20 protein-coding genes and 1 pseudogene are annotated in these 25,329 nt (G+C 59.6%); 15 read left to right on the forward strand and 6 right to left on the reverse strand.

Features of this window, described 5'->3' with window-relative positions:
- The 5 genes and pseudogenes from AKN84_RS33455 to AKN84_RS33475 form a co-directional block, all read left to right on the forward strand.
- Positions 1-143, forward strand: a pseudogene (locus AKN84_RS33455) (IS5/IS1182 family transposase); the annotation flags it as partial.
- Between the two features lie 694 nt (positions 144-837).
- Positions 838-1,839: a nucleoid-associated protein gene (locus tag AKN84_RS33460; protein ID WP_050424731.1), complete on the forward strand. Its 1,002-nt coding sequence runs from the start codon at positions 838-840 to the stop codon at positions 1,837-1,839.
- Positions 1,832-3,010, forward strand: a complete 1,179-nt coding sequence (locus tag AKN84_RS33465; RefSeq protein WP_050424732.1) for a hypothetical protein — start codon at positions 1,832-1,834, stop codon at positions 3,008-3,010. Before AKN84_RS33460 ends, AKN84_RS33465 begins: the two co-directional genes overlap by 8 nt.
- Before the next feature lie 103 nt (positions 3,011-3,113).
- Positions 3,114-3,986, forward strand: a complete 873-nt coding sequence (locus AKN84_RS33470; protein ID WP_128971386.1) for a hypothetical protein — start codon at positions 3,114-3,116, stop codon at positions 3,984-3,986.
- Positions 3,987-4,040: 54 nt separating this feature from the next.
- Positions 4,041-4,328 (forward strand): hypothetical protein, encoded by a 288-nt coding sequence (locus AKN84_RS33475; protein WP_050424734.1) that lies wholly within the window; start codon positions 4,041-4,043, stop codon positions 4,326-4,328.
- A gap of 6 nt (positions 4,329-4,334) precedes the next feature.
- Here the strand turns inward: AKN84_RS33475 and AKN84_RS46355 are convergent, their stop codons facing one another.
- The 4 genes from AKN84_RS46355 to AKN84_RS33490 all read right to left on the reverse strand — a co-directional run bounded on the left by AKN84_RS46355 (position 4,335) and on the right by AKN84_RS33490 (position 7,658).
- A complete protein-coding gene (locus AKN84_RS46355) occupies positions 4,335-4,589 on the reverse strand; it encodes a helix-turn-helix domain-containing protein (RefSeq protein WP_347337378.1) in 255 nt (84 codons plus the stop codon).
- A 623-nt stretch (positions 4,590-5,212) separates the two neighbouring features.
- On the reverse strand, positions 5,213-5,797 hold the full coding sequence (locus AKN84_RS46365; protein WP_128971388.1) for an anthranilate synthase component II: 585 nt from the start codon (positions 5,795-5,797) through the stop codon (positions 5,213-5,215).
- A complete protein-coding gene (pabB, locus tag AKN84_RS33485; RefSeq protein ID WP_050424736.1) occupies positions 5,794-7,188 on the reverse strand; it encodes an aminodeoxychorismate synthase component I in 1,395 nt (464 codons plus the stop codon). The genes AKN84_RS46365 and pabB overlap by 4 nt, the downstream gene beginning before the upstream one ends.
- A gap of 110 nt (positions 7,189-7,298) precedes the next feature.
- Positions 7,299-7,658 (reverse strand): Dabb family protein, encoded by a 360-nt coding sequence (locus AKN84_RS33490; RefSeq protein WP_050424737.1) that lies wholly within the window; start codon positions 7,656-7,658, stop codon positions 7,299-7,301.
- A gap of 891 nt (positions 7,659-8,549) precedes the next feature.
- On the opposite strand from AKN84_RS33490, the gene AKN84_RS33495 reads away from it, so the two are divergent.
- From AKN84_RS33495 to AKN84_RS33505, 3 genes are all read left to right on the forward strand, one after another.
- Positions 8,550-9,230 (forward strand): dethiobiotin synthase, encoded by a 681-nt coding sequence (locus AKN84_RS33495; RefSeq protein WP_050424738.1) that lies wholly within the window; start codon positions 8,550-8,552, stop codon positions 9,228-9,230.
- Positions 9,231-9,710: 480 nt separating this feature from the next.
- Entirely contained in the window at positions 9,711-10,427 is a 717-nt protein-coding gene (locus tag AKN84_RS33500; RefSeq protein WP_050424739.1) for a hypothetical protein, read from the forward strand.
- A 768-nt stretch (positions 10,428-11,195) separates the two neighbouring features.
- A complete protein-coding gene (locus tag AKN84_RS33505) occupies positions 11,196-11,804 on the forward strand; it encodes a hypothetical protein (RefSeq protein ID WP_128971389.1) in 609 nt (202 codons plus the stop codon).
- Positions 11,805-13,217: 1,413 nt separating this feature from the next.
- On the opposite strand, the gene AKN84_RS33510 is transcribed toward AKN84_RS33505, so the two are convergent.
- The gene (locus AKN84_RS33510; RefSeq protein WP_050424741.1) at positions 13,218-14,513 is read right to left on the reverse strand and encodes a CHASE2 domain-containing protein; all 1,296 of its coding nucleotides are present in this window, start codon (positions 14,511-14,513) and stop codon (positions 13,218-13,220) included.
- 746 nt (positions 14,514-15,259) lie between these two features.
- On the opposite strand from AKN84_RS33510, the gene AKN84_RS33515 reads away from it, so the two are divergent.
- Positions 15,260-16,081, forward strand: a complete 822-nt coding sequence (locus AKN84_RS33515) for a DUF3800 domain-containing protein (protein WP_050424742.1) — start codon at positions 15,260-15,262, stop codon at positions 16,079-16,081.
- Positions 16,082-16,350: 269 nt separating this feature from the next.
- Here the strand turns inward: AKN84_RS33515 and AKN84_RS33520 are convergent, their stop codons facing one another.
- Positions 16,351-17,016 carry a hypothetical protein gene (locus tag AKN84_RS33520; protein WP_050424743.1) on the reverse strand — a complete coding sequence of 222 codons (666 nt, stop codon included), beginning with the start codon at positions 17,014-17,016 and terminating at the stop codon, positions 16,351-16,353.
- A 524-nt stretch (positions 17,017-17,540) separates the two neighbouring features.
- On the opposite strand from AKN84_RS33520, the gene AKN84_RS33525 reads away from it, so the two are divergent.
- From AKN84_RS33525 to AKN84_RS33550, 6 genes are read left to right on the forward strand one after another with little or no spacing between them, the layout of a single operon-like run.
- Positions 17,541-18,929: a Wadjet anti-phage system protein JetA family protein gene (locus AKN84_RS33525; protein WP_050424744.1), complete on the forward strand. Its 1,389-nt coding sequence runs from the start codon at positions 17,541-17,543 to the stop codon at positions 18,927-18,929.
- Positions 18,926-19,615 (forward strand): DUF4194 domain-containing protein, encoded by a 690-nt coding sequence (locus tag AKN84_RS33530; RefSeq protein WP_050424745.1) that lies wholly within the window; start codon positions 18,926-18,928, stop codon positions 19,613-19,615. The genes AKN84_RS33525 and AKN84_RS33530 overlap by 4 nt, the downstream gene beginning before the upstream one ends.
- The gene (locus AKN84_RS33535; RefSeq protein ID WP_050424746.1) at positions 19,612-20,784 is read left to right on the forward strand and encodes an ATP-binding protein; all 1,173 of its coding nucleotides are present in this window, start codon (positions 19,612-19,614) and stop codon (positions 20,782-20,784) included. Before AKN84_RS33530 ends, AKN84_RS33535 begins: the two co-directional genes overlap by 4 nt.
- Positions 20,781-23,069, forward strand: coding sequence for an SbcC/MukB-like Walker B domain-containing protein (locus tag AKN84_RS33540; protein WP_050424747.1), 2,289 nt, complete (start codon positions 20,781-20,783; stop codon positions 23,067-23,069). Before AKN84_RS33535 ends, AKN84_RS33540 begins: the two co-directional genes overlap by 4 nt.
- Positions 23,066-24,250, forward strand: a complete 1,185-nt coding sequence (locus AKN84_RS33545; RefSeq protein WP_050424748.1) for a Wadjet anti-phage system protein JetD domain-containing protein — start codon at positions 23,066-23,068, stop codon at positions 24,248-24,250. The genes AKN84_RS33540 and AKN84_RS33545 overlap by 4 nt, the downstream gene beginning before the upstream one ends.
- Complete coding sequence (locus AKN84_RS33550) at positions 24,247-24,723, forward strand: DNA-binding protein (RefSeq protein WP_050424749.1); 477 nt, start codon at positions 24,247-24,249, stop codon at positions 24,721-24,723. The genes AKN84_RS33545 and AKN84_RS33550 overlap by 4 nt, the downstream gene beginning before the upstream one ends.
- The last annotated feature ends 606 nt before the right edge of the window (positions 24,724-25,329 follow it).

Below are 25,329 nucleotides of genomic sequence, written 5' to 3' on the forward strand. Positions count from 1 at the left end.
CTCTCTATGCCCAGCGTCATCTCGTCGAATGCTGCTTCTCAAAGCTCAAGCAGTTCCGGCGTGTCGCAACCCGCTTCGAAAAGACGGCACGGAACTATCGCGCCGTCGTCACTCTCGCTGCCATTGTTCTATGGATGCGCTAATGTCCACACCACCTAAAGGTCAAAGTCCACGCGCCTCTTGGCGACGGCGCCTACTGGATCAAGGCCCATCTCACGAGGCTTGCGAGTTACGGGCGAAGTGAGCTGAAACATCCACGATTTGGTCTTTGGTCCCACTCTCAGCGATGAAGGCCAGAGCCCGTCACCATCGCCCAACCGATCGTGCCTGGCCCGGCATGCTCAACCTGTTTTGCAGTGAGGGTTCCCAGCCAGGTGGCCGGCTAATCCCACGGCTATACCCAGGAGCAAGTTTGCGAGCTGATCTTTGGCAACATGATTTCGGTGGCGACGCTCAAAGCGGAGCAGGCGAGAGGCCACAATGGCGGCTCTCAGCGGCGGGGGCGGAGATACCAACGTGCCAATCAACATCAGCATTGATGCGAAGGGCGCTGATGCCGCTGGGCTGGCACGTGTTCAGGCACAAATCTCGCGGTTAGAGGCGTCGCTGCCCGCCACTGTCGTGTCTGAAGTTTAAGAAAAGCGAAGTCAGCAAGAGTGTTGTAGCGATCAGGGGCGGTCCAAACGTGGGCCGTCTCTCCTCTCTTGACCCGCACACCATATGTTCCTATTTTGTTCTTATGTCAACCCCAACGACAGGCGCAACTTTGCATTGTGCTTTGGACGTGGCCAACCCTGCCCTTGAACGCTATGACTGTCGCGAATCTGGGGAGCACATATGCCAAGTAAGATTTTTCACGTTGCCATTCACGATTTGCGCCGCAAGGAAGAAAATGACTTTGAGTTTGTCGTCGGCAAAAACGACTTGAAACAAGGCCCGACCCTTATTCGAGTTGTCGATGAGCTTCATCGACTGTACGCACGACGCGCATCCAAATCCCACGGCAAGTTTTCGGCCGACGACGTCAATTTTCCCACGCAAGGATTCTTGCGGGTCTACATTGATGGAGGGTCAAAGGACTTCGAGACACTTACAACATCGCTAATGACTACGCTTGTCACTCAAGCTCGACGCAAAACCGGCGCAACGGGCGGTCATGTCTTCTTCGTGCATTTCGAAGATGACGCCAAGCAGTTTGTCATGATCGCGATCGTAAACGACCGACTCGGAGCGGCCATCACGCACGACTACGATGTTAGCGACGTCACGACACTGGACCTTGATGGCTTTCGTTTTGCTGGCCGCATCAATCTGACGGCGTGGGCGAACAAAGAAGAGCGCTATGTCGGATTTCTGAAAGGTAAAGGAGACGTTGCCGAGTACTTCAAAGAGTTTTTAGGCTGCGACACGACCGTACAGGATCGAGAAGATACCAATTCGCTTGTTGCTGCTTTGAAGCATTTCGCCGATTCCCAAAGCATGGTGGGCGCCGATCGAGACGAGTTCCTAGCGAAGGCGAAAGCAATCTGCGACGTGTCAGCAAAAAAGCGGGAGCAACTCCATCTTACGGCGTTCTCAAATGAGCTGTTCCCTAGCGAACCTGACTTGCTGTTGAACGTTCTCACTGACGACGCCCGAAAGATCAACGACGGCTTCATCCCCGACAGGCGCGCGTTGGCGACGCTGGTTCGGTTCAAAGCAAAGACCTCGTTTTGGTCCGTCGAATTCGATCGGGAGGCCATTACTCAGGGCAAAGTACGGTACAACGAGAAGTCAAATTCTTTAACGTTGAGTGATATTCCTGTGGAATTGGCGGAAGAGCTAAAGGTTAATGGCTAACCTGAGTTGGCAAGACCTACTGCGGTGTTACGACCACGTCGAGTTTTCCGGCGAGCGGGAGGGCGTGCTTACGATCGCCAACGCCGAAGTTCTAAATACGATTCTCTCGATCGATGCAGATGAACCGACGTCTAGCGACTTTAATTTCTATCCAATGACCAACATCAGTGGAGCAAGCATCGGCGACAAAATCGCTGTGCACGTGGGGGCGCCAAAACTATCCATCGGCGTCCTTGCTCAGAATCTTGATGGCCTGCTATCGGCTCCGAAGGGATTCTTAGAATTCCCAGCCCGGTTTTATGTCATCGACGGCCGTCTGAGCGACCGAGATACATCTACACCGCAGTTCAAATCGTATCGTGCAGTCGTTTCCCTCATAAAATTGCTGGCTGACGCAGCAACATTTCTCGATCGGGAAGAACAAAAGCTGTTCTTCTTCAAGGACGGTAAGGTCGAAGTTCCCGTTCGCTATAGCGCAGCTAATCTAAAGTTCGTCGAAATTGCTGCAATCGACCGACTCGTAAAGCAATTCGAGGACCCTCTGCATCGCGCTCAAAAGTTGACGATGCTGAGCGATGCGATAGCAACGCTCGTCAGACCGCAATCCGAACCTGTGCGCTTCGAGCGCATACTGCTCAACCTGGATCATCTCGCCAGTAGTCTCGACGACAGCTATCGCCTGTTCGTATCGAGCTTTTCTTATGACAAGATCAGAACTGACATTGAGAACGCGAACCTTGATTTCTTGACCCGCATTCATAAGACCTTTGTCGACGTACAGGGACAGCTACTGGGTATACCGATTGCTACTGTTGTCGTCGCATCCCAAATGAAAACTGCGACGACTTGTGGAATCGAGGCTTGGACTAATATCGCCGTCCTTGCGGGCGCATGGATTTTTGTGATTTTTCTATGCGCTTCGATCGCAAATCAGTTTTTCACGCTAAGCGCGATCGGTAGCGAGGTTGAACGTCAACGAAACAGGCTGGAAAGCGACTTTGCAGCCGTCAGCGCAAAGTTTGTCGGAACGTTCAACTCTTTGGCCAACAGGATATGTTGGTATCGATTTGTGTTCATTGTGATCGCGGTCGTTGGTCTCGTAGGCGCCGCGTTTGCATCATACGCATTCAGCTCACTAACGACCGTGAAGCTGGCCGGTTGTATCTGGTGATAGGCAAGCAGAGTGCGCCTTCCAAAGACATTGACGAGATTTTTTTCTAGGCTAGGTGCCTTGCGATGGGCATCGTAAATGCCCGACCGATTGCGATGTTACCTTGGTCGTCCATACGGCGCATCGGGCAATCGCGCCTTTTATCATTGACGATAGTGGTGCCGTTTCTCGGTTCGCTGCTTCTGTTCAATCAACACGTCGTCGAGCTTCTAACACTGTCGCCAGACTTATCCGTCGCTGGTTAAACCTGCCGATGAATGGCGCGGAGGAAGTCGCTAGGCAAATCACGCTGTCTCGCCTCTACTATGTATATTTCGGGCTTACATCTCTTGGCTTTGGGTCGGCTCTTTTCGCGTTATTCTGCCCTTTGATCGTGAAAAGCTATGCATCAGCCATCGAATGCGTACAGGCCGAAAGCTCCCTAGTAACTCGCTCGCGTGTTGCCTTGCTTCTGTCAGAAGTGTCTCGTCGCTACATAGATGCACTGGGCTTCGACGAGTACGACGACATGGCTCCGCGCGGAATAATCACGCGAATGAGTGAGCCAGACGATTTCATAAATCTGTGTTCAGTTGCCATTCTTGAGATTTTTTCGGATTTGCCTCCCGAGCACTTTGAAAAACCTCCAGAGCCAACGGTATCGCTTGAAGCGGACGGCTCGCCTACACCTATAGAAATAGACCCTAATGATGAGCCATTCTACGACAAGCGCGGAAGACCCGACTCCTATATGATAGCTAAGGCGCTGACTTCTGGGTTTCGCCGTCTTCAATGGTTCACAAGCGCATTCCAGACACAGGCGGCATCCGAAGCGCATCGCAATGACATGTTACTGATGCACTATATGGCGCTGGACAACGCGAGGCCGCGCCTGCGCGTGCTGGTGGCCTTCTTCTACGGAGTCGGATTCGCGTTGCTTTCTATCCCCACGCTGATGACGTTTGCGCAATTGGCTTGGCACTTGATCGTGCGTTGATACCGAGATTATCCGACCGCCGCAGATTCCCGATTTTGGCTACACGGTCGGCACTTGCGCGATGACATTTCGTTCGTCAGTCTGTTCGGCGTGCCGACTACGGACGACCGCCATAATGGCGAACCACACTGGCCGCGCGCTCTCTCGAAGCTTCGCGCTGCAGCCTACTGCAGCGTGACGCCTCAAATGTTCGACCGCATGATTGAAGATGGCAGCATGCCGAAGGCGTCGAAGTTCTACCAGCTGCAGCGCTGGGACAGACACGCTGTCGACAAGGCCCTTGACGCGCTGTTCAAAGTCGAGCCGTCCGCTTATGATGAAGTCATAGAATTTGCTCCATGAGTGGAGCTAGCGCGCTTTCTTCAAGCGCACGCCCGGCCCCTCGCCGTTAGGCTCGATAAACAGAACGCCAGCGCCTTCGAGCGCTGCGCGCATCGCAGCGATGTTGTTAGGGCCAGGTACCCGGCGTCCTTTCTCAAAATCCCGGATGGTGCTTTCGCTCAGGTTCGATTTCTCGCCTAGCGTCGTCTGTGACCAGTCCAGAAGCCCCCTTGCGGCCCGAGATTGTGCAGGTGGGATTCGAACCCACGGGCAACCGGTCAACTTCCATGTTCCGTGCTGCGATTCAGTTCACGATTAATGCGATCTTTAACTCGTCGGACTGCAAGAAGTTGCAGCCTCGTTCGGGTCTTGCCACTGATCCTCTTGCTATCGACCTCGAAACTGTAGCGCCACTCGCCGGGGTGCACTTCTCGAATGCTGAATTGGACACCTCTATGTTGCATGAATGCTTTCAACCACGATGACAGACGTTGCAGCTACAGCCGGCGTCGTCGAGCTGCAGATCGCTGTAGGAAATTGCTCAATCATGAGAGCGCCGACTCGACGTCGAAGAGGACCGCCGATCCGATTGGACCGGCGGCCAAGTCAAGGGAGGAAACGCCCGCTAGGGCAGCGGTAGCGAGACTACCGCCTAGGCACCGCCAATCTCTTGGCGGATCTCGAATAAAGGTTTACGAGGAAATCAGAAAAAAAGCCGCCTCTCCCAATGGAGGTGATGCGAAGGGTCGATGTTTGACCAGGTAATTCAATTGAGGCTGTACCAAAAGAGAAACTTGCGTACGCAACGTACTGTTTGGGTGTTTTCGCTGTCTCGTTACGTCTTGCACCCGGCTCTGCCAAGCGATTCGCGAATACCCAGCTTACCTTCGATGAAGTCTCCGACCTCACACTTTAAAATTGGCGGCTAATCGCAAGAAATTCCTAAACAGCACGGGCCCTTGCTGAGTAAGGACTGACTCCGGATGGAACTGCACGCCATGGGTTGGATGATGCCGATGCGACAGGCCCATGATCTCTCCTTCATCTGAGCGGGCTGTCACCATGAGACTCGGCGCGTGTGATTGATCGAGTTCGACCGCTAGAGAATGGTAGCGCCCGACACAAAATGGCGACGGGAGTTCCTTGAACAACCCACGACCATTGTGTCTTATCAGGGAGGCTTGGCCGTGCACTGGACGATGTGCACGCACGACCCGTCCGCCGAAAACACTTCCAATACACTGGTGACCGAGACAGATACCAAGGATTGGGACGCGCCCCGAGAGTTCCCGGACAACCGCGTTGGATATGCCAGCCTCCGTTGGCGTGCAGGGGCCGGGCGATATGACGATTGCACTAGGCTGGAGCCCACCGAGATCAGCCATGCTGATCGCGTCGTTTCGGACCACTTGCGTCCCTGCACCAAGCTTGCGGAAATAGCGCGCAATGTTGAATACGAAGGAATCGTAATTGTCGATGATGACAATCAAAATGCACCTGTTGGATCGGCACCGAAGGCCTGAAACAGTCGTTTTGCCTTGGCAAGTGTCTCCTCATATTCGGCTTCGGGATCCGACATCGCCGTTATTCCGCCGCCGGCATGAAACGCAGCCACGTCATCGTCGATCACAACAGTGCGAATCGCAATGTTCGTGTCCATGTATCCATCGAAACCGATGAAGCCGATCGCCCCGCAGTAGACCTCTCGTGCCACTTTCTCGATGTCCGCGATAATTTCCATTGTCCGCACCTTTGGAACTCCCGTCACGGAGCCGCCCGGAAAGCAGGCGCGAAGTAGACTGACGGCGTCTTGGTCTGCACCAAGCGTGCCTTCGATCCCCGACACAAGATGGTGCACGGAGGCATAGGATTCCAAGTTGCAAAGAGCTGAAACTTCGACCGAATCGTCTGTGCAAACGCGTGACAGATCGTTGCGCAGCAGGTCGACGATCATAATATTCTCGGCGCGATCCTTCTCGGACGCGAGAAGGAGCTCGGCACGGTGCATATCTTCCGCGGCATCAGCGGAGCGTGCGATTGTGCCCTTGATCGGTCGTGTTTCGACCTGCCGGCCCTCAAGCCTCAGAAATCGCTCAGGAGAGCTCGAGGCGATCGTCAGCCTGTCATAACGCAGGAGGGCTGCAAACGGGGCTGGGTTCAAAGAGCGGAGCTGGCAATAAAAGGTAAGCGGATCGAACAGGGGGGAGACCTTGGCACTGAAGCGCTGTGCAATGTTCGCCTGGAATATATCTCCAGCCAGGATTAAATCGATGACACGCTGGACGGCCGCTTTGAACCCTTCCCGGCTAAAATTCGAATGCCATTGGCCCGCGGTGCTGGGGATTACGATCCGCGGCGACTTGGGCCTGGCAAGCAGTGCTGCAAACTCATCGGCGCGACGACGCGCGCGCTCGGCCCGTCGGGTGGGCTCCTGCTCCGGCCAGCCGGTCGAGACGATCCAGCACTTCTCGGCGCAGTGATCGAAGCTGACCACCGCATCGTAAAAATGCAGTATTGACTGGGGGAACCCGAGACCCGGAATTGACGGTGCCGGCAACCGCTCCAGTGTTCGGCTCAGGTCGTAGGCAAGAAAGCCGGCTGCGCCGCCCTGGAATGGGGGGAGATCCGGGCGATGCGCTTCTTTGTATCTGGCAAGAAGCTCGCGGAGGGCCTCCCATGGATTCCCTATAAGTGCCTGTCCATTCCAACTTGCCTGTCCATCGGCGACGAAATAGGTGCCGAACGGCTCGCAAGCCAGGTATGAGTAACGTCCGAGCAGCTCATGCTCTGCCGCGCTATCGAGAAAGGTAAGCTGCGGCCGCTGCGCAAGGCAGCGCAGCGCCTTGATAGGCTCGATCCATGGCAACTCGCAGACGTGCATAGGCTATCTGCTACGACGATCCGCAGGTCGTGAGGTCCGCGCCCCAATTGCCACCCCAACGAGGGCTATTTCCGCCTGATACGTACAAAGTCCTGTGAATGATCATCGAGCTACTCACGACCAACCGGTCCGCTGCGCCGAGCGACTTGCCCTAGGCCTGCCGTTCCAGCGAAATGCACGTCTGTCGACAACTCATAGTCAGCGGCAAAGCGCAACTCCCGGAGCGGCCGTACGCATCGGATCGCTTCTTGATATAAATGGTGGGCTTTGTACGCAGCGAGATCCGCCTCACTGTCGAATTCACCATACACCACGACATCGATATCATTGCCGAGCTGGTCGCTCTTGCGATTGCGGGCAATCTCGAGCCGGCGCGCATAGGTGATCGAGGTGAGAACCGATAAACCTTCGATGATGCGGTCGAGGTCGGCTTTTTCCTTGGCTGTGAAGAAGACGATATGACGGATCATGGTGGCCGCAAAAGTGACGCCGCAACTTGGTCCCGTTCTTATCTTGGGATTTAGCTTGAGGCAATGCTGACGGCTTCGACAGCCGGAGCATCTTTGACATCGATAATGCCGCAAATGTGCAGCAGAGCTAGCACTTGAGTAGGACCCGAGAATTGTCGTGCCCAATGGTCCGAACGTAGCTTACGTATAAAGGTGATCGATGTGGCGCGCTCTGAGCTCCTGTAAGGGCGCTGCTCGCGACCTCCACATCGAACAAGGTCGGGATTCGTTCCGTTGGAAAAGAGACACTGGGTGCGTAACAACCAACACCCAGCGAGGCGTCGATGTGTTGTTTGCAGGATCATCGTGATTGATCACGCAGAAAACCTGCCGGGGCCGGCCGCTATCGATAAACTCGCGTGCTCAGGTCAAACGCGCAAAAATCCCCCTAGAGTCACGGCCAATACGCCCCCGATCGGCTACTTTCCGAGACATCAGGTGAAATCACTCCACAATCGCACCGCTGTTGCTCGAGGCGTACCGTTCTGCGTCTATTGGGATACACCCAGCGCCCCGTGAACGTCTCCGTCCGATCCGGACAATATTTGCGCGCCGATAACAATCTTAACCTGCCACAAGGCATCAAGCGCAACTCTAGGAGGGGGCTATCGTGCCGGCCGACCGTCTATAGTTCGACGTAATAGTCCGCATTCGGAGCTTTTTGAGACGGGTCGGCGGACGCCAATCACGACGGGCATCTCGCGTATATCGCACTGTTGTTCGGCGTTGAGGGGTAGACGATGCACGCAGCAGCGTCGATGAGCAGCCGTTGGTAGATCCAGAAGTTGAGGGCACCTGCGTCAACGACTTGCGAAGAGTAAGCGGTCTTTGCGCCGGCGCCCGCTGCATACAATGGAGAATGAGGTGGGCACAACGCTTGACAACAGATCAGGATCGGCGAGCCAGCAGCGGATCGTGGTCACGGCTACAGGCGCCGGCGTCGGAAAGACCGTGTTCTGCGCAGGGCTCGTCAATCTCCTTGGCGCAAGGTTCTGGAAGCCGATTCAGGCCGGCCTCGAAGGAGAGACGGACACCGAGTGCGTTGCTCGGCTTGCCAGTCTTCCGCCGGATCGCATTGTACCTGAGGGGTACCGACTGCAAACGACCGCTTGGCCGCACTGTTCCACGGAAATCGACGAGGCTCGCATTAAGCCTGAATTGCTGGACGTGCCGGACACCGGAGGACAGCCGCTCGTGATCGAGGGGACCGGGGGGCTCATGGAGCCGCTGAATTGTGGTTCGCTTTACGTTGACCTGTTGGAGAGGTGGCGAATTCCTGTAGTGCTGTGCACCAGTACAACTGCGAGTACAATTAATTGTTCATTGCTCTCCATAGAGGCGATCCGAAGGCGCCAGATCGACATTCTTGGAGTCGCCTTGATTGGCGAAAAGAACCCGGATGCCGTGAGAGCGATTTGCGAGATTGGACGGGTGCGGTGGTTGGGGCGACTGCCATGGATTTCGCCCCTGTCGGCGGATAGCCTGGAAGCTGCATTCAAGGCCTCCTTCTTGCGTGACGATTTCAAGTCATGAGACGCGGTCCGCGTCGTGTAAGGCGCCTTCTCGCATGCAGGCCAAACGAGCCGTCGCCAGAACGAAGGGCTTCGACCAAGCAAGCAGGAAAAGCGCAGGTTTCCTGCACATAATGGGCGAGAGGAGCGGCAAGCCGAGATCGCGTCTTGTTGTATTCTCCGAACCGCACAACTGGGGTTTTGAGGTCGGCCCTCCTCGATAGTCACGCTGGTTGGTAGTTACGGTCGCTGGTAAGCGGCTTAATGGTGATCCTCATTTGTGCATTTTGTCGGGTACAGGACCTAGGACGACCCGGAGATCATTGATTGCTAGCCGGCTGTGCTGCCGTCTATAGCCGACACCGGTGAAGTCCGGCAGGTCGTCATTCTGACGGTGCTGGCCTAGAAATCCCGATCTTCCATTTGCGAAAGCCGAACGGCAAGTGTAACCTAAAGTTGTTACAGCTCGTCAATTTCATCCTCCCGTAAATGGAGACTGCCGGTGAATAGTATTGATCATTATCCTGGGCTGAAGGCTCAACTCGACCCTAAGGGCAAGGTGAGCAAGGTCGAAACGCAAGAACGCGGAGGCCAAACATATATCCGCGTTACCCAGCACTTTGCCGATCACGAAGGAGGCCAATATCTCTTCAAGATGGCGGCGCAAAATGCGGAGCTGATTGCTGTAGACAATGTCGTAGAGTTCCCGTCCGAAGGAACGGTAATTCAAGCCGCGATTAGTTACAGCGGCACGATGAGCGACAGCGATCATGCAAAGGTCGCTCAGGAGGCGATTGACCAGGTCGATAAATTCAAGACTGGAGATGGACCCGATCATGGAAACCTGGCGTGCATGTGGGCCTGTCGACATGTTGTGTTTTTCGCCGTGAATGTCTGGATCACGAAGAGCGATGGCACAGCGACCTTCTATGATGAGCTTCAAAGAGGCGGTATGAAGCCCGAAAAAGCTGACAATCTTCCGCCGGGGGCGTTGATTATCTCGCCGACGACCAGCAAAGGTGTTGGTCATGTAGGTATTCTGGGCGCGGGCAAAGGTGGCGATCGCCTCGTCTATTCAAATCACAGCCCTTCGCATAGAGATCCTGTTGCGCGATGGAAGCAGAATTACACTGTCAAAACGTTCACTGACGCCCATAGCGCGATAGGTTTACGGACGTACTTCTACCGTCTGCCGATGGTCGGTCCGGCTGTGTCGTGATGCTGTTGACCAAGCGAACCATGGCATTCGCCAGAATCGCTTGTGGTTTGTTCGGTGATGATAGTTTCGCGCCCTGGTCGGCTAACCCCGCACAGGGCGCGGCCCAGATGAATGCGCTTTGTTATTCTCCCATGAAGCAAAGATTCATTGGAGAAGCGCGCCAGCGCGGACGTGCTCGACGCGAGTGTCTTTTGTTTCGGACCTGCGCTGCACTTCAATTCAACGTCGGGCCGGTCCATTGCATTCTAGGCACTCTGGAATATTCGTGCCGAACGAGGATGTGATGCTTGCAGACGCGGCCGTGTCGTTTCGGTCTATTTTTGCTGTGGATCTCAGCGGCTCGTGCGCGTTCCGCCAGGGATATCCACATCCGTAGATTGACACTGCCGGAATCCGGCGAATACTAGCCAGAGTTGCATCAGCTGATTTGTCCGATTTGACTTAGCAATTCCTCGCGATCCGATCCGGTCATCTGTCTCCCTTTTGGAGATGGAGATGTTGGCGTTTGTGTCGCTGTCTTCGTCGCCTGACGGAGGCGGTCAGTCATTCCATATGTCATGAACTTTTGGGGCGTGCGCTATGAACAACGTTTTGCACCAGGCAATTGGCCGTCATCTTAGGAATACTAGCGCTACCAGGCGGTATTTACCTCTTGCGCTCCACGGCATTCGAAATGTGTCGGCGTGCTTGGTTCTGGCTCTCACTTCGTGCGCGCTTGCCGCCTGCAATTGGACGGGCTCCCTTGGCGGACCCGAACGAGTGGCTCCGGTGGCTGATGAAGTCGCCGAAATGAAGATCTATGCGAACAGTTACGCGGAGTTGTCGAGGGGGAGTGCAGCCGACCAAGTGGCCGCGCGAAACAACATGATAGCGGCGCGGATGTACGTCATCGACATGGAGTATACGCAGTATGAGGGACAGCTGATGCATGAGGGACAGGCCGTCGACTTCAGCACAAAACTCACATCTGGCGTCCTGACGACGACAGCAGGACTGATCGGCAATCTCGGGACTTCGCATGCCCTTGCAGAGACCGCCACGCTGATAAATGGCCTGGACTCCGCATACAATGATAAGATTCTCAAGAGTCAGATCATTCAGAACGTGATGTCGGCAATGCGCACAGCGCGGCACGATCAAGCGGCCGTCATATATGCGAATATGTACTGCCCCGTTTCCGTCTATCCAATAGGGTTCGCGCTGAGTGATCTCGAGACCTACTATCGTGCGGGTACGTTTCAGACCGGGCTCATCAAGCTAACGCAAACAGTGACCAAGGCCGAGAGCGACGCCAAGCTACGCAGGACAATAACAAGCCTGCGCCCACGCCGGACGCCCAAGCGAAGCTGGATGCGAACGCGACGGAAGCAACCGTGAAGGCGGACGCAAAGACGCCAGCCAAAGCCGCAGCTACGGGACAGTCGATGGCGGCAGCGTGCAGGGCACCGGCGGGTCAGGATGTCAGCTATTACTTGCCGCGGGTTCCCACATCTGTCGCAAAAAAGAAGGACTCTTCGGCTCCGACGAACCTCGCCGGGCAGGCCAACCAGAAGGCTCCGCTGTAGAAAGCCAAGGAAGCAGTTGGCGAGATCGTGCCCGTTGCATGCTTTTAGCGAATCCCGGCATCGCGTTGCATTCCACGGAATCCGCCTCGTTTGATCTTCACGGGATTTGTTGGGGAGGCAGGCTCTCGGTCAGGAATGCATCGCATAGAGCCTGGCCCATAAGCGGCGGCCGCAATCGGTCGGACCTCGATCTCACTGAATGAGCGAGATGTTCACAATGTACATTTGTCCGGCGCCGTTGAAGGCGACGGCTTCATGAGTCGAACAGGTCCGCTCCTATTGGCCATGTTTCGTCCTGGCGATGCGATTAAATCGACATCATCGATCACAGGGGATGGACGCAGCGCCGTGCATGGAGACCGTGGCAGCAGAGTGGCCCGCTGACGGCCTGATCTAGTCTAGGAATTGCCTAAATTAGGCTGTTACCGCCACGCAATGCTCCAACGGACGCGGATCGAAAGGAAGTGCGGAACGCCCGCGTAAGCTCCCTGTTCGCGGTCGCGGGGAAGGTCTACATGCCCGCCGACGGTTTAACGATGGCCGGTACATCAGTGGCCAATACCCGCCAAGTTCAGGGGCTTCTTCCGACGTCAGATGGTTTAAAAAGAAGATGAATACCGATCCGGATTTCCTCGAGAAGACCGCGGCGCCTTGCGGCACCCTGCTCCTGAGGATCCGCAGCTGCACTTCGAGTTCTTTGTGGACGACGGCTGTGGCATCGTCGAAGGGATACCGGGCTGCGCTTCCATTTGGCTCGAGTAGCTGAAACGAGAAGCCGCGGCTCAGTCGGGCTTACAAAGCAGTCCGCTATGCTCGAAACCGATCTACTAGCGGTAATCCAGACGTCGGTCGGCGAAGATCCCCTAATTAGGCGAAGCCAAGTCGCTATCGGCGATACTGCGGGCCGCCGGAGTTATCAGGGTCGATCGGCCCATCGGGAGAGTCGGGGGGAACGCGCCCAGTGCGTGGTGGCCGCTCATCGAGACGAGTTGCAGATGCGGCAGCCGGCACGCGTTTGCGGTCCAATTTTGCTTTGGGGAAGTCTTTGGCGGGGCCTTGCTTGGCCGCTGGAGGGTTAAAGCTTTCTTGGGCGAATGTGGCCCCGCAGAATGATGCGATGAGGGCTATGGCCAATAATGTTCTGGTTAGTACCGCGCTCATCATTTCCGCCATCCAGTTTTTCTCGATAGTTGTCTTCTGGCCTTCTGTTTCAACTCTTGCCTTATCAGGAGTGGGGCGCCAAAACATTGCTCTTTGCCTGCCTTAACTTGAGGTAATGTTCAAAGCGCTCGACATAAGGCTCGAGGACGGCGTGGATACCTAAGCCCATCAATGGAATGAAAGCGTCGAAAAATACGCCGCGGATATGCAGTGCTAGCAACGAGACCACGAACGCTAGTCCTGCAAGCCCGCAGAGGGCAAACAGTTTCGTCCACATTCGGGAGAGTAGCCCAAGCACAATGGCCGCGAGCACACCAAAAACGAGTTCGGCCACAACCAATACCCGCTCGGACAATCCGGCGCGCACCCGAGAATCCAGGATGGCTTCCGCATAATTCGCGTGCATTTCCACACCGAGCATGGGGCCAACGGGCGTGTTGTGCAGATCGACGAGGCCTCCTCGATTGATGGCGTCTCGAGACCAGCCGCCACCGACGATAGCGATCGTTGAATCCAGCGCCGATTGATCAAGCGTACCAAGACGGACGTCGCGTGCCGAAAAAATGGCTTTGGCTTTCTCCAATCTGTCGTGCGTGAAAAAGTCTAAATAACCGAGTTCTTGCTCGTCCGGCGTGAACCTCTCGACCGAGTCAGGAGCCTGCGCCCGGGCGATCGCCATGGCGAAGGAGTCCATCGTGGTGCCGTCATCCATCTCTATCGGCGGGGGAATCCGTAAGTCATCTCGAGGGAGGGCGATGTAGCCACAGAAGATATTCGACATGGCGGCTTCAGAGGGTATACCGGCTGCTGACGTGCATAGGCCGCTTGCCTGGTAGATATCCGCATCGCGATGGTATTTGCCCTTGGCCGCACTCGAAATCGGAGTCGCGAGGATGACTTTTTTATCACTACGAGCGGCTTTTCTGATCGCTTCGATTAATTTTTGTGTCTCATCGCGGTAATCGGCGGGGATCTCAAAGGCCTGAGGGGTCGGCAAACGCACATCGAAGTCGAGGGCGATGATGTGAACGTTTTTTTGAGCGAGGTTGGTAACGATTGTCGCGAGGTAGTCCCGCTTTATTGGCCGACGTCCCGCCAGTGGGCCCGCCCAATACTCATCATTTCCAACGAGAACAATTTTGACATAGCGCGGTCGCGCTGGGCGCGGACCCCAATCGAGCAATGCTTGAAAGAAGCTTGCGCGGGCGCGTGCCAACCTAAAATGCTTGTACAAAAGCGGTGCGCTGAACTCGGCAAATATAAGGATAAGAGCCGCTACCAGCCAATATGATAGCTTCTTTTCGCGCAAGCGCCGTAGGAGAGAGGCGATCTGCGAAGGTTGATTCACTGTCTGAGACATCGGCGGGCAGGTCCACCACAAGGCAATAAAGCAAAGAAAGAGCTTTGAGTTCGTAGACTTGCATTATGCTCATCCATTTGACGGGCGCTAGGGAAACTTGTCTACCTCAAAGTGAGTGAGGAGGAGGTAGTTGGTTGGCGCGGACAAACGAGCGGAAATTACAAGCTGCACGGCGCGACATTGTCGCTACCACGCGAAGGCAACTCGGTCGTTGACGACCTTCGGACGACCGTTTCGCCGTGTATGACCCGAAACAGCCATGCGCGAGACGCAAACGATATCTACCGACTTTAGCGGCATGGCCCTCGTCCAGGACGACCGAGCTCCTACAGAAGATCATATGGCACAAAGCGATTGTCTGTGACTAGATGCGCCCCATCGCAGTCTCCGAGTTTTAGTTGGTACGTAACGGACGAGGTCGTGTATCGTCGAGCGCCGCGTTCGCCACTGCTGCCGATATGGGGTGTCGCAAGAAGCTTGCCTCAAGGCTGCCGCCTGCACCTTGAAGGTCATCAGCTCTCGATTGGCTTCGATATAGGATAGCCTTGCTTAAGTAGTTCCAGTTCAACGCTGTGGACCACGTCAACCTTGCTGCAACTCCACTCAAGCGCCGATAGCATCAGAGGGGCTTTGATCCGACACCGCGCTTGATGCCATCAAGGAAACGGCTAATACCGCAGTTCGAACCGACACGTGAGTGTGCTTCGGCTCGACGATGCCTCCCACACGACGGACCGTCCTACACCATGCCGAAAGTCGTGAATTTCTACCTCGATGATTCGGGCACCAGACATCCGGATCACGCCCAAGGAAAGCGGGCTGCGCACGGATACGACTGGTTCGCCTTGGGAGGAGTGCTGGTCAAAGAGGAAGACGAAGATACGGCGCGGGCCTTGCACAAAGCGTTTTGCGACAAATGGAACATCGTCGACGCGATTCATTCGGTTGAAATTAGAGGTCGCACCGGCAATTTCCTGTGGCTCATGGAATTGAGCCAGCCGAACCAGGACAAGTTCTTTGAGGAACTCTATCAGCTGATGAGGATCGCTCCCGTCACGGGTCTGGCCTGCGTGATAGATCGCCCGGGCTACAACGCGCGATATGCCGACAAATACGCGGGGCAACGATGGATGCTCTGCAAGAGCGCCTTCAACATCGCCGTCGAGCGCGCGGCCAAGTACGCCCGCTCGATGGGATATCGCCTTCGTGTCTCGCCCGAGCGATGCAACAAACCCGAAGACGCGATGATCAAGGGGTACTATGAGGACTTGAAGACGAAGGGCCCTCCCTTCGCGGTCGACACCTCTGACAAATATGCGCCAATGACGGCCGAGCAATTCAAGGAAACGCTCTACGAGCTCAAGCCGAAGAAGAAGTCGTCTCCGATGGCGCAGTTCGCCGATCTGTTCCTTTGGCCCATCTGCATCGGTGGCTACCACGCCGGCAATCGTCCGTTCCAACGGCTGATGCAGGACGGCAAATTGATCGAGTGCGGAATGGCGTCGGAGGAGTGGCCGATGCTGGCGACGAAGTACTACTGCTTCGACAACGTCAAACGTCGGCCCTGAAACACAAACGCCCAAGCATTTCTGCTCGGGCGGAAGGGCGGCCACTCGCGGTGACCTCGTAGGCTAGGCCTGCGTCTAAAATAGATACCGGCGCCCCTTAGTCAATCGGTATATTTTCGCCTTCCAATGGAACGGTTAGCGGTTCCTAAATCGATCCGGTTCGGACCTGTCCCCCAAAAGTGATTCGGAGATTTCGACGGCGAATGGCGGCTAATCCAGGGAGTGAAGATGCCACCCCGCCCCCGGAACCCTCTGTTGACGCCAGATCCCTAGCGCCTCGACCGCTTCTGGACCGGATCGGGCGGAGGCAACCGGCTCGGAAAATACCAGCCGCCACGCCTACTGATCGGCGCCCCCTTACCGGTCGTGCGACGCAGATAGCCATCCCAGATGCGCCATTCCGGATCTTCCGTCCGGACGAAAATCCCGCCTTTGACGCCGAACTCGACGATCGGGTGCCCCAATGCGATTCTGAACTCCGTGCGGTCCAAGCCCATCGCAGCTAAGCAATCTTCCAGCGTATCGGTTTCGTCCACCGCTTCGTTCATCGCGGACTCGGTCAGCCCCGACCGCATTAGCCGCTTGAGCAAGTCGAGAACCTCGTCATCGTGTTCCGAGGAGTAGAACTTCACGCGCATCCGACCGCGAACGAGATAGCAGGCCTTCGCGCCGGGCTCTCGGTCCTCGGCGCGCTCGACCGCTGCGTATTTCGGAATATCGCGGATGTCCGGAGGCCGCCGCTCTCCGTGCTCGGAGATACGTGGCTTGCAAGCCATCTGCAGCGCATCCGCAACGCGCGGGAGGCCGAACTCCGCGATCCAGTCGGCGAACGCGGCGGTCCAGCCCGGCCCGAGAGGCTCGTCAGGCCATGCCTTGCTTTCCCACATCTCGCGCAGCCTCAAAGCCGCGCCACGCCATTCCGGATTGGAGCCCATCGTAAGGTCGCCTGTGGATGGACGGTTCGAATCATGTTGAATCCTACGCCCCGGCCAGTGGGACGAACCAGCCATGGTACTGGCGTCATTCGCAGAAAAATTTTCGTCGGTCTCGGCGGCCAAATCTTGAATCCGCCGGTGAATAACGGGGACAGCGATTCGTAGCGCCGCTGGCTCAGCGGCAACGTGCTCCCGGGGAGACCCGCGACGGAAATGGGTACCTTTTCAACGGACAGCGGTAATCCGCGCGTTCCACGGCGTGGCCTCAAGGATTTGCGATAACGCGCATGTCCGGCCAGGACGGGCAATAGGTCGATCTGGGTGGTTGACTGCTCCCGAAATTGCCACCATTGGTCGGACATGGGGCAGTCGCGTTCAGGGCATGAAACGGCTTCTTTTCTCGCATTCGCGAAACGAAGGTGTCGCGGGCCTGGCCGCCATCCGCGCGACGACCGCACATACACGCAGCCCGTCGCGATGGCCATGACCGGGCCCGTCTTCCGCAAATCGGAAAAGCGGTCGACATGAGCGATCTGTTCGGTTGCGTTCCTTCCGAAGCCTTCAAGATATTCACCGGCCGGCACGCCTCGGCGGCCGAAGCGGCGCTGCTGCGGCTTTGCGCCACGCATTTCGGCGAAATGGCTCCGGAAAACCCCGAGCGCGATCAGGTCAAGAATTCGATCGCCGCCGCGATCGAGGGAATGCCGGCACCGCCCGCGGCGGTCGACAAGGACGACGCAGACGAGCCGGAAGCGGCGTCGTCCGACTACCTCTATCTGAAGATGAGGGAAGGGGGTTGGCTGGTCGAGGAATCGGAACGCTGGCTGATCAGGGTGACGATGCCGGAGGGCTACCGGCGGCTGATGACGGTGCTGCGCGATCTGAAGGAGAACGTCGCCAAGAGCTTCACGGGACTGGTGTCCCAGGTCTCCTCCCTCATCGGCGCCGCCGCCGACGATCCGACCATGCACGCCACCAACATCGACGCGGCGTGGCAGACGGCGGTCGGCTTCCGGCGGCATATGGCCGGCATCGACGCGGCGCTGCTGTCGGTGACCCGCCGGCTGAATTCGGCCGAGGGGATGGACGAGTCGGTGGACGTCTTCTTCGCGGAATTCGTCGACCGGATCCTGATCCGCGACTGGACCAAGATCCTGTCCCAGAACAACCCCTGGCGATCCCGCCATCACGTCACCCGCGCGGTCCGCGAAATCCTCGGCTCTTCGACGGCCATCCAACAGGCGATGGCCGCGTACGTCGAGGCGGGTCATGCCGCGACGGACAGCGAGGCCGAGACGCTGATCCGCAGGAGGCTCGCCGAGATCTCGACGTCCTTCGACGACATCGAGCGTCTGCGCGTCCGCATCGACCAGGGTCAGGTCGGCATCGAAGGTCGGATCCGCGACATCCTTCGCTTCATCGGCCGCAATCCGGCGACCATCCGGGAGCGGGTCGAGTCCTGCCTCGAGGAGCTTGCCCATCTCGACGATCACGTCGAGCTGCCCTGCGTCCTCCCGCTTCTCAATTGCCTCGAGCCGGTCGGAGAATCCCGTTTCCCCGAGGCGAGGGAGCCGTTGCCTCCGCCGGAGCCCCGCGTCCTCCGCCGTCCGCCCGAAGATCCCTACCGGAAGCGGTTCATCAAGGATTGCCGCGCGTTCGATCTCGCCTCCGAACCGACCGCCGGACACGCGCTCGCATATCTCGGTTCGAAGGGCGACGGCGACGCCGTCGCCCTCGCGCCCTCGAACGCCAAGGACTGGTTCACTTGGCGGTACATCGCCCTTCTGGCGCTGACCGGCCGCGGTCGTCGCATCAAGGGCTGGCTTCTCGAGCCGGCCGGCGGCGTCGCCGTATGCCGGTACGGCGAGCTTCCCAACTTCACCGCCACCAGAATCACGGAGCCTCCGCGATGAACGCGCCGTCGGGATTGCAGGAATACGAGGAAGTGCTCGCCAGAACGCGCTATCCGAAGGCCGCCCTCCAGCGGGCTTTCCGCACGCTGATGCAGCGGCAGTTCGTCTTCGGCAACGACTTCGGCTCCAAGGACATCTACGAGCTTCTGAACGACGACGAGGTCCGGCCCTTCGCGGAGCGGCTGTTCGACGTGTTCGGCTGGCGGCTCCAGTTCAACACGTCGGGCAACATCAAGATGGTCTGCCTGATGCCGCCGATCGCGGAGGCGCCGGACACGCCGCGCGACAAGCGGGAGGCCCATCAGGCGCAGCCGCTGCGCGTCGACGAAGCCATCGCCATTCTGCTGCTGCGCGCGTACTACGACAAGGCGATCCAGAGCACCGGGCTCGTGAACGGCCATGCCGATTGGCATACCGACGGGCTCTACGACCTCTGGAAGGAGAAGACCAGGAAGGAGCCGCCCGGCAAGGTCAGGATGCTCGACATCCTCCGGTTCCTGAAGAACCACGGGCTCATCCAGGCATCGCTGCCGCCGACCTTCCACGAAGGAATGCCCTTCACGGTACGGCCGTCGATCAGTCTCGTCGCCGTTTCCGAGCCACTCGCGGCGCTGAAGCGCTACGCCCGCGAAGCCAGACCCGACGCCGACGCCGGCGGTACCGATCAGGAAAAGGTCGAGGCATGAGCGAGCCGCATCTCGGGACGCCGCAGATCGTCCGCCTTTCCCTCATCGACTTCTACCTGATCGAACGCGAGGACATCGAGCTTTCCGGCAACACCGTGTTTCTGGGCCCGAACCGCAGCGGCAAGAGCTCGTGCATCGACGCGATCCAGACGGGACTGACGGGCGGCGCCGGCGACCTCGTCGTCTACAACGCGGCGGCCGTCCGTCAGAACCGGCCGGATGCGCACAGATCGCTCCAGGAATACTGCCTCGGCGTGGTCCGGCACGACGAGAACGAGAAGGCCAAGGTCGTGCGCAAGAGTTCGCAGACCTGGATCGGGCTGTCCTTCCGGACGCGCGACGGCGGGGAAGTCGCGGGCGTCGTGCACGTCGTGGCGCACGAACATCGCGAGCGGCCCAACACGCGCTTCATGATCGTGACCGGCGGAGGCGTGACGACGGCGGACCTCGTCTTTCCGACCGAGGAAGGCGAGATGGCGAAGGGCTTCGACCAGGCCGTCGACGGCCTGCGCGCAAGCGGCCGGAAGGTCGAGGAGTGCGACAGCGCGTCGGACTATTCCACCTATCTGCTCAATCTGCTCACCTACGGTTCCTGGCATGCGGACGCGCACTCCTACTACAAGGCGGTGAAGCGCGCGCTGGTCTTTCAGCCTGTCGGCGACATCACGGCCTTCATGCGTACCCATGTCCTCGAGACCGACATCATCGACATCGGGCGGATGCGCGAACGCCTGGCTTTCTATCGCGAGATCGTGCGCACCATTGCCAGCATCAACCGGCAGATCACCTCGCTCGGGATCGTCATCGGTCACTATTCCAAGGCCGCCGAGGACGATCGAGAGGCGCGCGGCCGCGTGGCGGCGGCGACGGAGGCCGCCGTCGGCCAGCGACAGTTCGAGATCGACGCCATCGAAGAGAAACTGATCGGGCTTTGGGGGCAAGCCGAGAGAGCCGACGAAGCTGAGACCGCGGCGAGCGACCGCAAGGACGAAGCCGGTCGACGCGTCGAGGAGGCGCGCAACGCCCCCGGTGCCGCAGCGCTCGAGAACCGCATCCGCGACGCCGACCGCGATCTGTCCGGCAGCGAGACGAAACTTCGCGAGGTCCGCAAGGAGCTCAGGCGCCGCGCGGAAGCGATCGACGCGATCCGCACTGCCGTGGCTACATGAAGGACGCCGAGAGCCGCAACGTCCGCCGCGTCGCGGACGCCGGCGCCGACTTCCGTCGGGCGCAGGACGACGTCGAGATCGAGTCCATGGCTTCCGACGCCGACGCGCTACAGCGCGTCATCGACGACGTCGGAGCCAACGCGCTGCGGGAGCTGACGCGCGCCCACACCGCCGCGGCGGCCCGGGAAGAGCGGATATCGAACGCGCGCGAGGATCTCAGGCGGAGAGCGCGATCGGAGTCCGTCGATCAGGCGCAATTGAGGCCCGAGGCGGAAAAACTGCGCGACGCCTTGACCGATGCGGAAATCGTAGCCACCCCATTGTGCGAACTGATCGACATCAGGGAAGGCAGGGAGGAATGGCGCAACGCCGTCGAATCGGTGCTTGGCAACGCCCGCGAAGCGATGATCCTGAAGGACGGCCGGCAATACATCGACGCCGTGCGGGTCCAACGGCGATCCACGGTCAGCGACGGAATCGAGATCATCAAGCCATCGGTCCTCTCCGTCGGCGCGCAGCCGCCGGCCGCGGACTCCCTGGCCGCCGTCGTCGAAGCCGAGGATGCGACCGCCGGCGCCTACATCAACGCCGTGTTGGGACGAATCAAGCGCGTGCGCACGGAGGCCGACATCGAACGCGAGCCGAACGCCGTGACGACCGACCTGATGCGCGCGACCCGCTTCTCCTCCTACAAGATGCGCCCGCCACGCTATCTGCTGGTCGGGCGTCGGGGCCGGGCTCAGGCGGCCCAGAACGCGGCGGCAGAACTTCAACGCCTGCACGGCGAGTTGAAGGAGGCCGAAACCGAAAGGAAGGTCCTCGAGACCGCCAGGGACGGCTACCGGACGCTGATCGGACAGTCGGGAACCTCGCAGACGACGTTGGCCTCCGTCGTCGACGATCTGCGGCGGACCAAGACCGCCGTCGACGGCCACAAGCAGGAATTGCAGAGGCTGCGCGGCCAGCGCGATCCCGAAAGGGAGCGGTTGATACTCGAGCTCGAGGCGGCCCGGAAGGAGCGTGAGAAGGAATGGTCGCTCGCGGGCGAGGAAGCGCGGAAGGCCCACGGCGCGGTCACGCGCACGGAAGTGGAGTTGGAGGTCGCAGGCCAGCAGTTCGCCGCGGCGGTTCTCGAGCGCGATGCGAAGGCGTTGGAAGAACACGATGCTGCGCAGGAGGTACGACGTCGCGTTCTCGGCATCCTCACCGAAGCCAAGGATTTCTGGCGCGAGCACAAGCAGACGCTCGAGACGGCCGAGACCCGCGCCGAGGAGAGCCGCGCCGGGGTCGCGCGCGGGCACGAAGCATGGGGCCAGCACGCAGCGGACTTTCCGGAGGTGCCGATGCCGGTGCTTAGCGTGGAAGCGTGGCGCGACCGGCTCGGCGAGGCGCGTGCGATGCGCGATCTGCTGCAGAACTCGACGCTGCTCGACAAGACCGCGGAGGCCGAGGAAGCGGGCCGTCAGCTTTCCGACGCGTTCCGAAACGAGTTTGTCAGCCTGCTCGTCCATGCGTTCTCGAAGATCCGCGACACGCGCGACGACCTCAATCGCGAGATGGAACGGCACGAGTTCTACGGCGAGAAGTACGTGTTCAGGATGAACCACGTCGAAAAGTTCGGAGCGATCGTCGATCTTGTCGAACGCGCGACCGAGGACCCCAATTGGGCGATGCCCGCCCTTCTCGCCCTCGACGCCGACACCGAGCAGGCGCGCGCCGTCCGCTCCATCGCCGAGATGATCGAGAGCGACGATCAAAGCTCGCTGAACGATCTGCGCGATCCGAAGGCCTACTGGACGTTCGACGTGCTGGTAAAGGACGCGGCCACCGGCGAGGTCGTCTCGACGCTGCGCCAGCGCATGAAGAAGGGCTCGATCGGAGAAGGCGTGGTTCCCCAGTACATCGCCATGGCGGCCGCGGTGTCGGCCAAATCGTCGTCCCCGGACCGCAAGAACGGATCGCTCGGCATCATCCTGCTCGACGACGCCCTCGATGGTTTGGACACCGAGCACACGGTGAAGATGCTGAAGTTCATGAGCGACACCAATCTGCAGATCGTCGCCGCGGCTCCCGACACGAAGTCCCGCGTGCTCGCGCACGGGATGGAGACGTTCATCAACGTCGCACGGGACGATCAAGAGTACATCCACATCGTCCCGGAAAAGGTCTCCGAGGCGCTGCGCGACGATCTCGCGAATGAGGACCCGCGCGTCAAGGGATACGACGCATACCGCGAACGTGCCGCATCCGCGGACGAGGCCGCCGCGCTGGAGGCCGCGCAATGACGGTTTCCGGCGGCGAGTCCGCACGCAAGGTGCTCGTCAGGTTGCTGGAATCGGCCGACCGCAACGCGACCGCGACCCGCACGCTGACCGTCGCCGCCGGATCTCCGCAGGATCCCTCGCCAGCCTCGCGGCGCGCCTGGAGGGAACGGCTCGAAGGAGCCGAACGAGCCGGGGCGGTCGCGCTCGCCCGCGGAGCCGGTAACCGGCGCGACGTCATCGAACGCGTGCGTCTCGTCGACGCCGACCTGCTTGCCCGCGACCTCGGCATCACGCGGGCGGGTACGCGCGCGGCCGCCGCTGTGGCGGCGGCGCGAGAGGTGGCCGCCGGCCGCGACGGTCTCGATCAGGCTATCGAGGACGCCGGCGCCAAATGGGCCAAGGGCGTGGATTGGTATCGCCTGCCGCCGGAGCCGGACCTCGTCCGCAACGTGTTCGCCGCCGCCGCCGGCCTGCTCGACGTCGCCTTCGGCACGCATTTCCGGACGGCCTCCGTCCAGACGGCCGGCTCCACCAAATTCCTCGAACGCCACGGCGGCGCGGTCTGCGCCATCCTGCGCGGCGCGCTGGCTCTTCCCGACGACACCGGACCGGACGAGATCTGGGAGACACTCGGTCTGGTCCGGTTCGGACATCCCGTCTGCCTCCGTGCTCCGGTGCGCTTCGCCGACGCGGCGGGAATCCCGGTGTCGGGCCGGGCCGTTCCCTGGAGCGCCGTGAACCCCGACCTGGTCGCGGGCTGCGCCGCGGACGGCGACGAGCCCGAGTTCATCATGACGGTCGAGAACTGGACCAGCTTCAACGGCCAATGCCGCGAGGTCGGGCGGGGCGCCGTGATCTATACCCATGGCTTTCCGCCGCCGCCCGTCCGCATGCTGGTCGGGCGCATGGCGACGCTCTGGCCGCACACTCCGATCTACCACTGGGGCGACGTCGATGCGGGCGGTCTCCTGATCGCGGACTCGATCCGCGAGGCGGCAGGACGGCCCGTGAGGCTGCATCTCATGACGGTCGCGCTCGCCGAGCGTCACGGCACCAAACGCCGCCCTCTCTCCCGGGTCGCGGGGATAGCCTCCAGAGACGACGACTTCGGCGAACTCGCGCGGTATCTTTCCGGCGATTCCTGCCGCACCTTCGAGCAGGAGATGTTGAGACCCGTGGATCCTCTGGAGGCGGGACAGTGAGCAGACAATTCACCGACGGGGAGATCGTCGCCGCGATCAAGGCGCTCGCCGCCGAGGGCAAGGGACTGACCCGCGCGTCCGTCCGCGACCGTCTCGGCGGCGGCGGATCGACCCGCATATCCGCGCTGCTCAAGGAGTACGCGGAAGGGGAACATGGAGGCGCACCGCAGCGGTCCGGACCGCCGGCGGTCCGAAATCAACGTTCTGGACCGTCGAAGTCCGGCCCGGCCTCCGTGGCCGGCGCCCCCGCGAGGGCGATGGATCCGTCCCCGGTCCCGCTGGCCATGACGGGCCAAGTCACGGACGCGGCGCCCGAGGGCGGGCTTCCCCAGCTGCAGAGCGAGATACGGGTGCTGAAGATCCTTCTGGAGGAAGAGCGCAACGCCCGGCGCGAAGACGAGATCCGGCACCGCCGCACCATCGAAGCCCTGCAGCGGGAGATCGAGATCGCCAACCGGGGCCGGGCGGAATAGCCGGTCCCCGACGCCTGCGACGCCTCCGGCGCTCGCCGGCGCACCGCCGAGAGTCCCGCCTCGAAGCTTCGTGCGGAACGTGCCGACCCGGGCGAGTGAGGGCGCCGAGTAGGGGGCATTCGAATCCTTGAAATCCTGCCGCACCGCCCCCGGCGGCATGCGCCGGCCGTTGCCGCCGTCCGCCGACGCGCCCACCCGCCGGGTGCGTCCGGCGAGCGAGGACGAACTCCGCGCGGCGGTGCCGGCAGCGCTTTTCGGCGGGAGTCCGAGGTACCCAAAACCTTTCTGAACGGGACTGTGATTCTGCCGACCGGGAGATGCGGATCCGAGGTTTGTCTCGATCGCAAAGTCCGCCAGGGAGATCCGCGAGCCGGCGAAGGCGGTTGGCGTCCGGATCGGATTTGCGCACGTGGAGCAGAGGAGGTGGGTCCGGCGACGTACTCGCTCGCAGCCGGGCCTCTCATGGCGGTGTCAGCCGTCTTTTAACCGCGATTACGCTAGGTAATATAGTACCTCGGCAAGGTCAGCTAATTCGCTGGGTTGACTTTGTTCGACATTCCACCACCTTCAGTGGAATTCCGTCGCTCGCTCTCGGGATACAAGGAA

The sequence above is a fragment of the Bradyrhizobium tropiciagri genome (genome assembly GCF_001189845.1).
GTDB lineage: Bacteria > Pseudomonadota > Alphaproteobacteria > Rhizobiales > Xanthobacteraceae > Bradyrhizobium > Bradyrhizobium tropiciagri.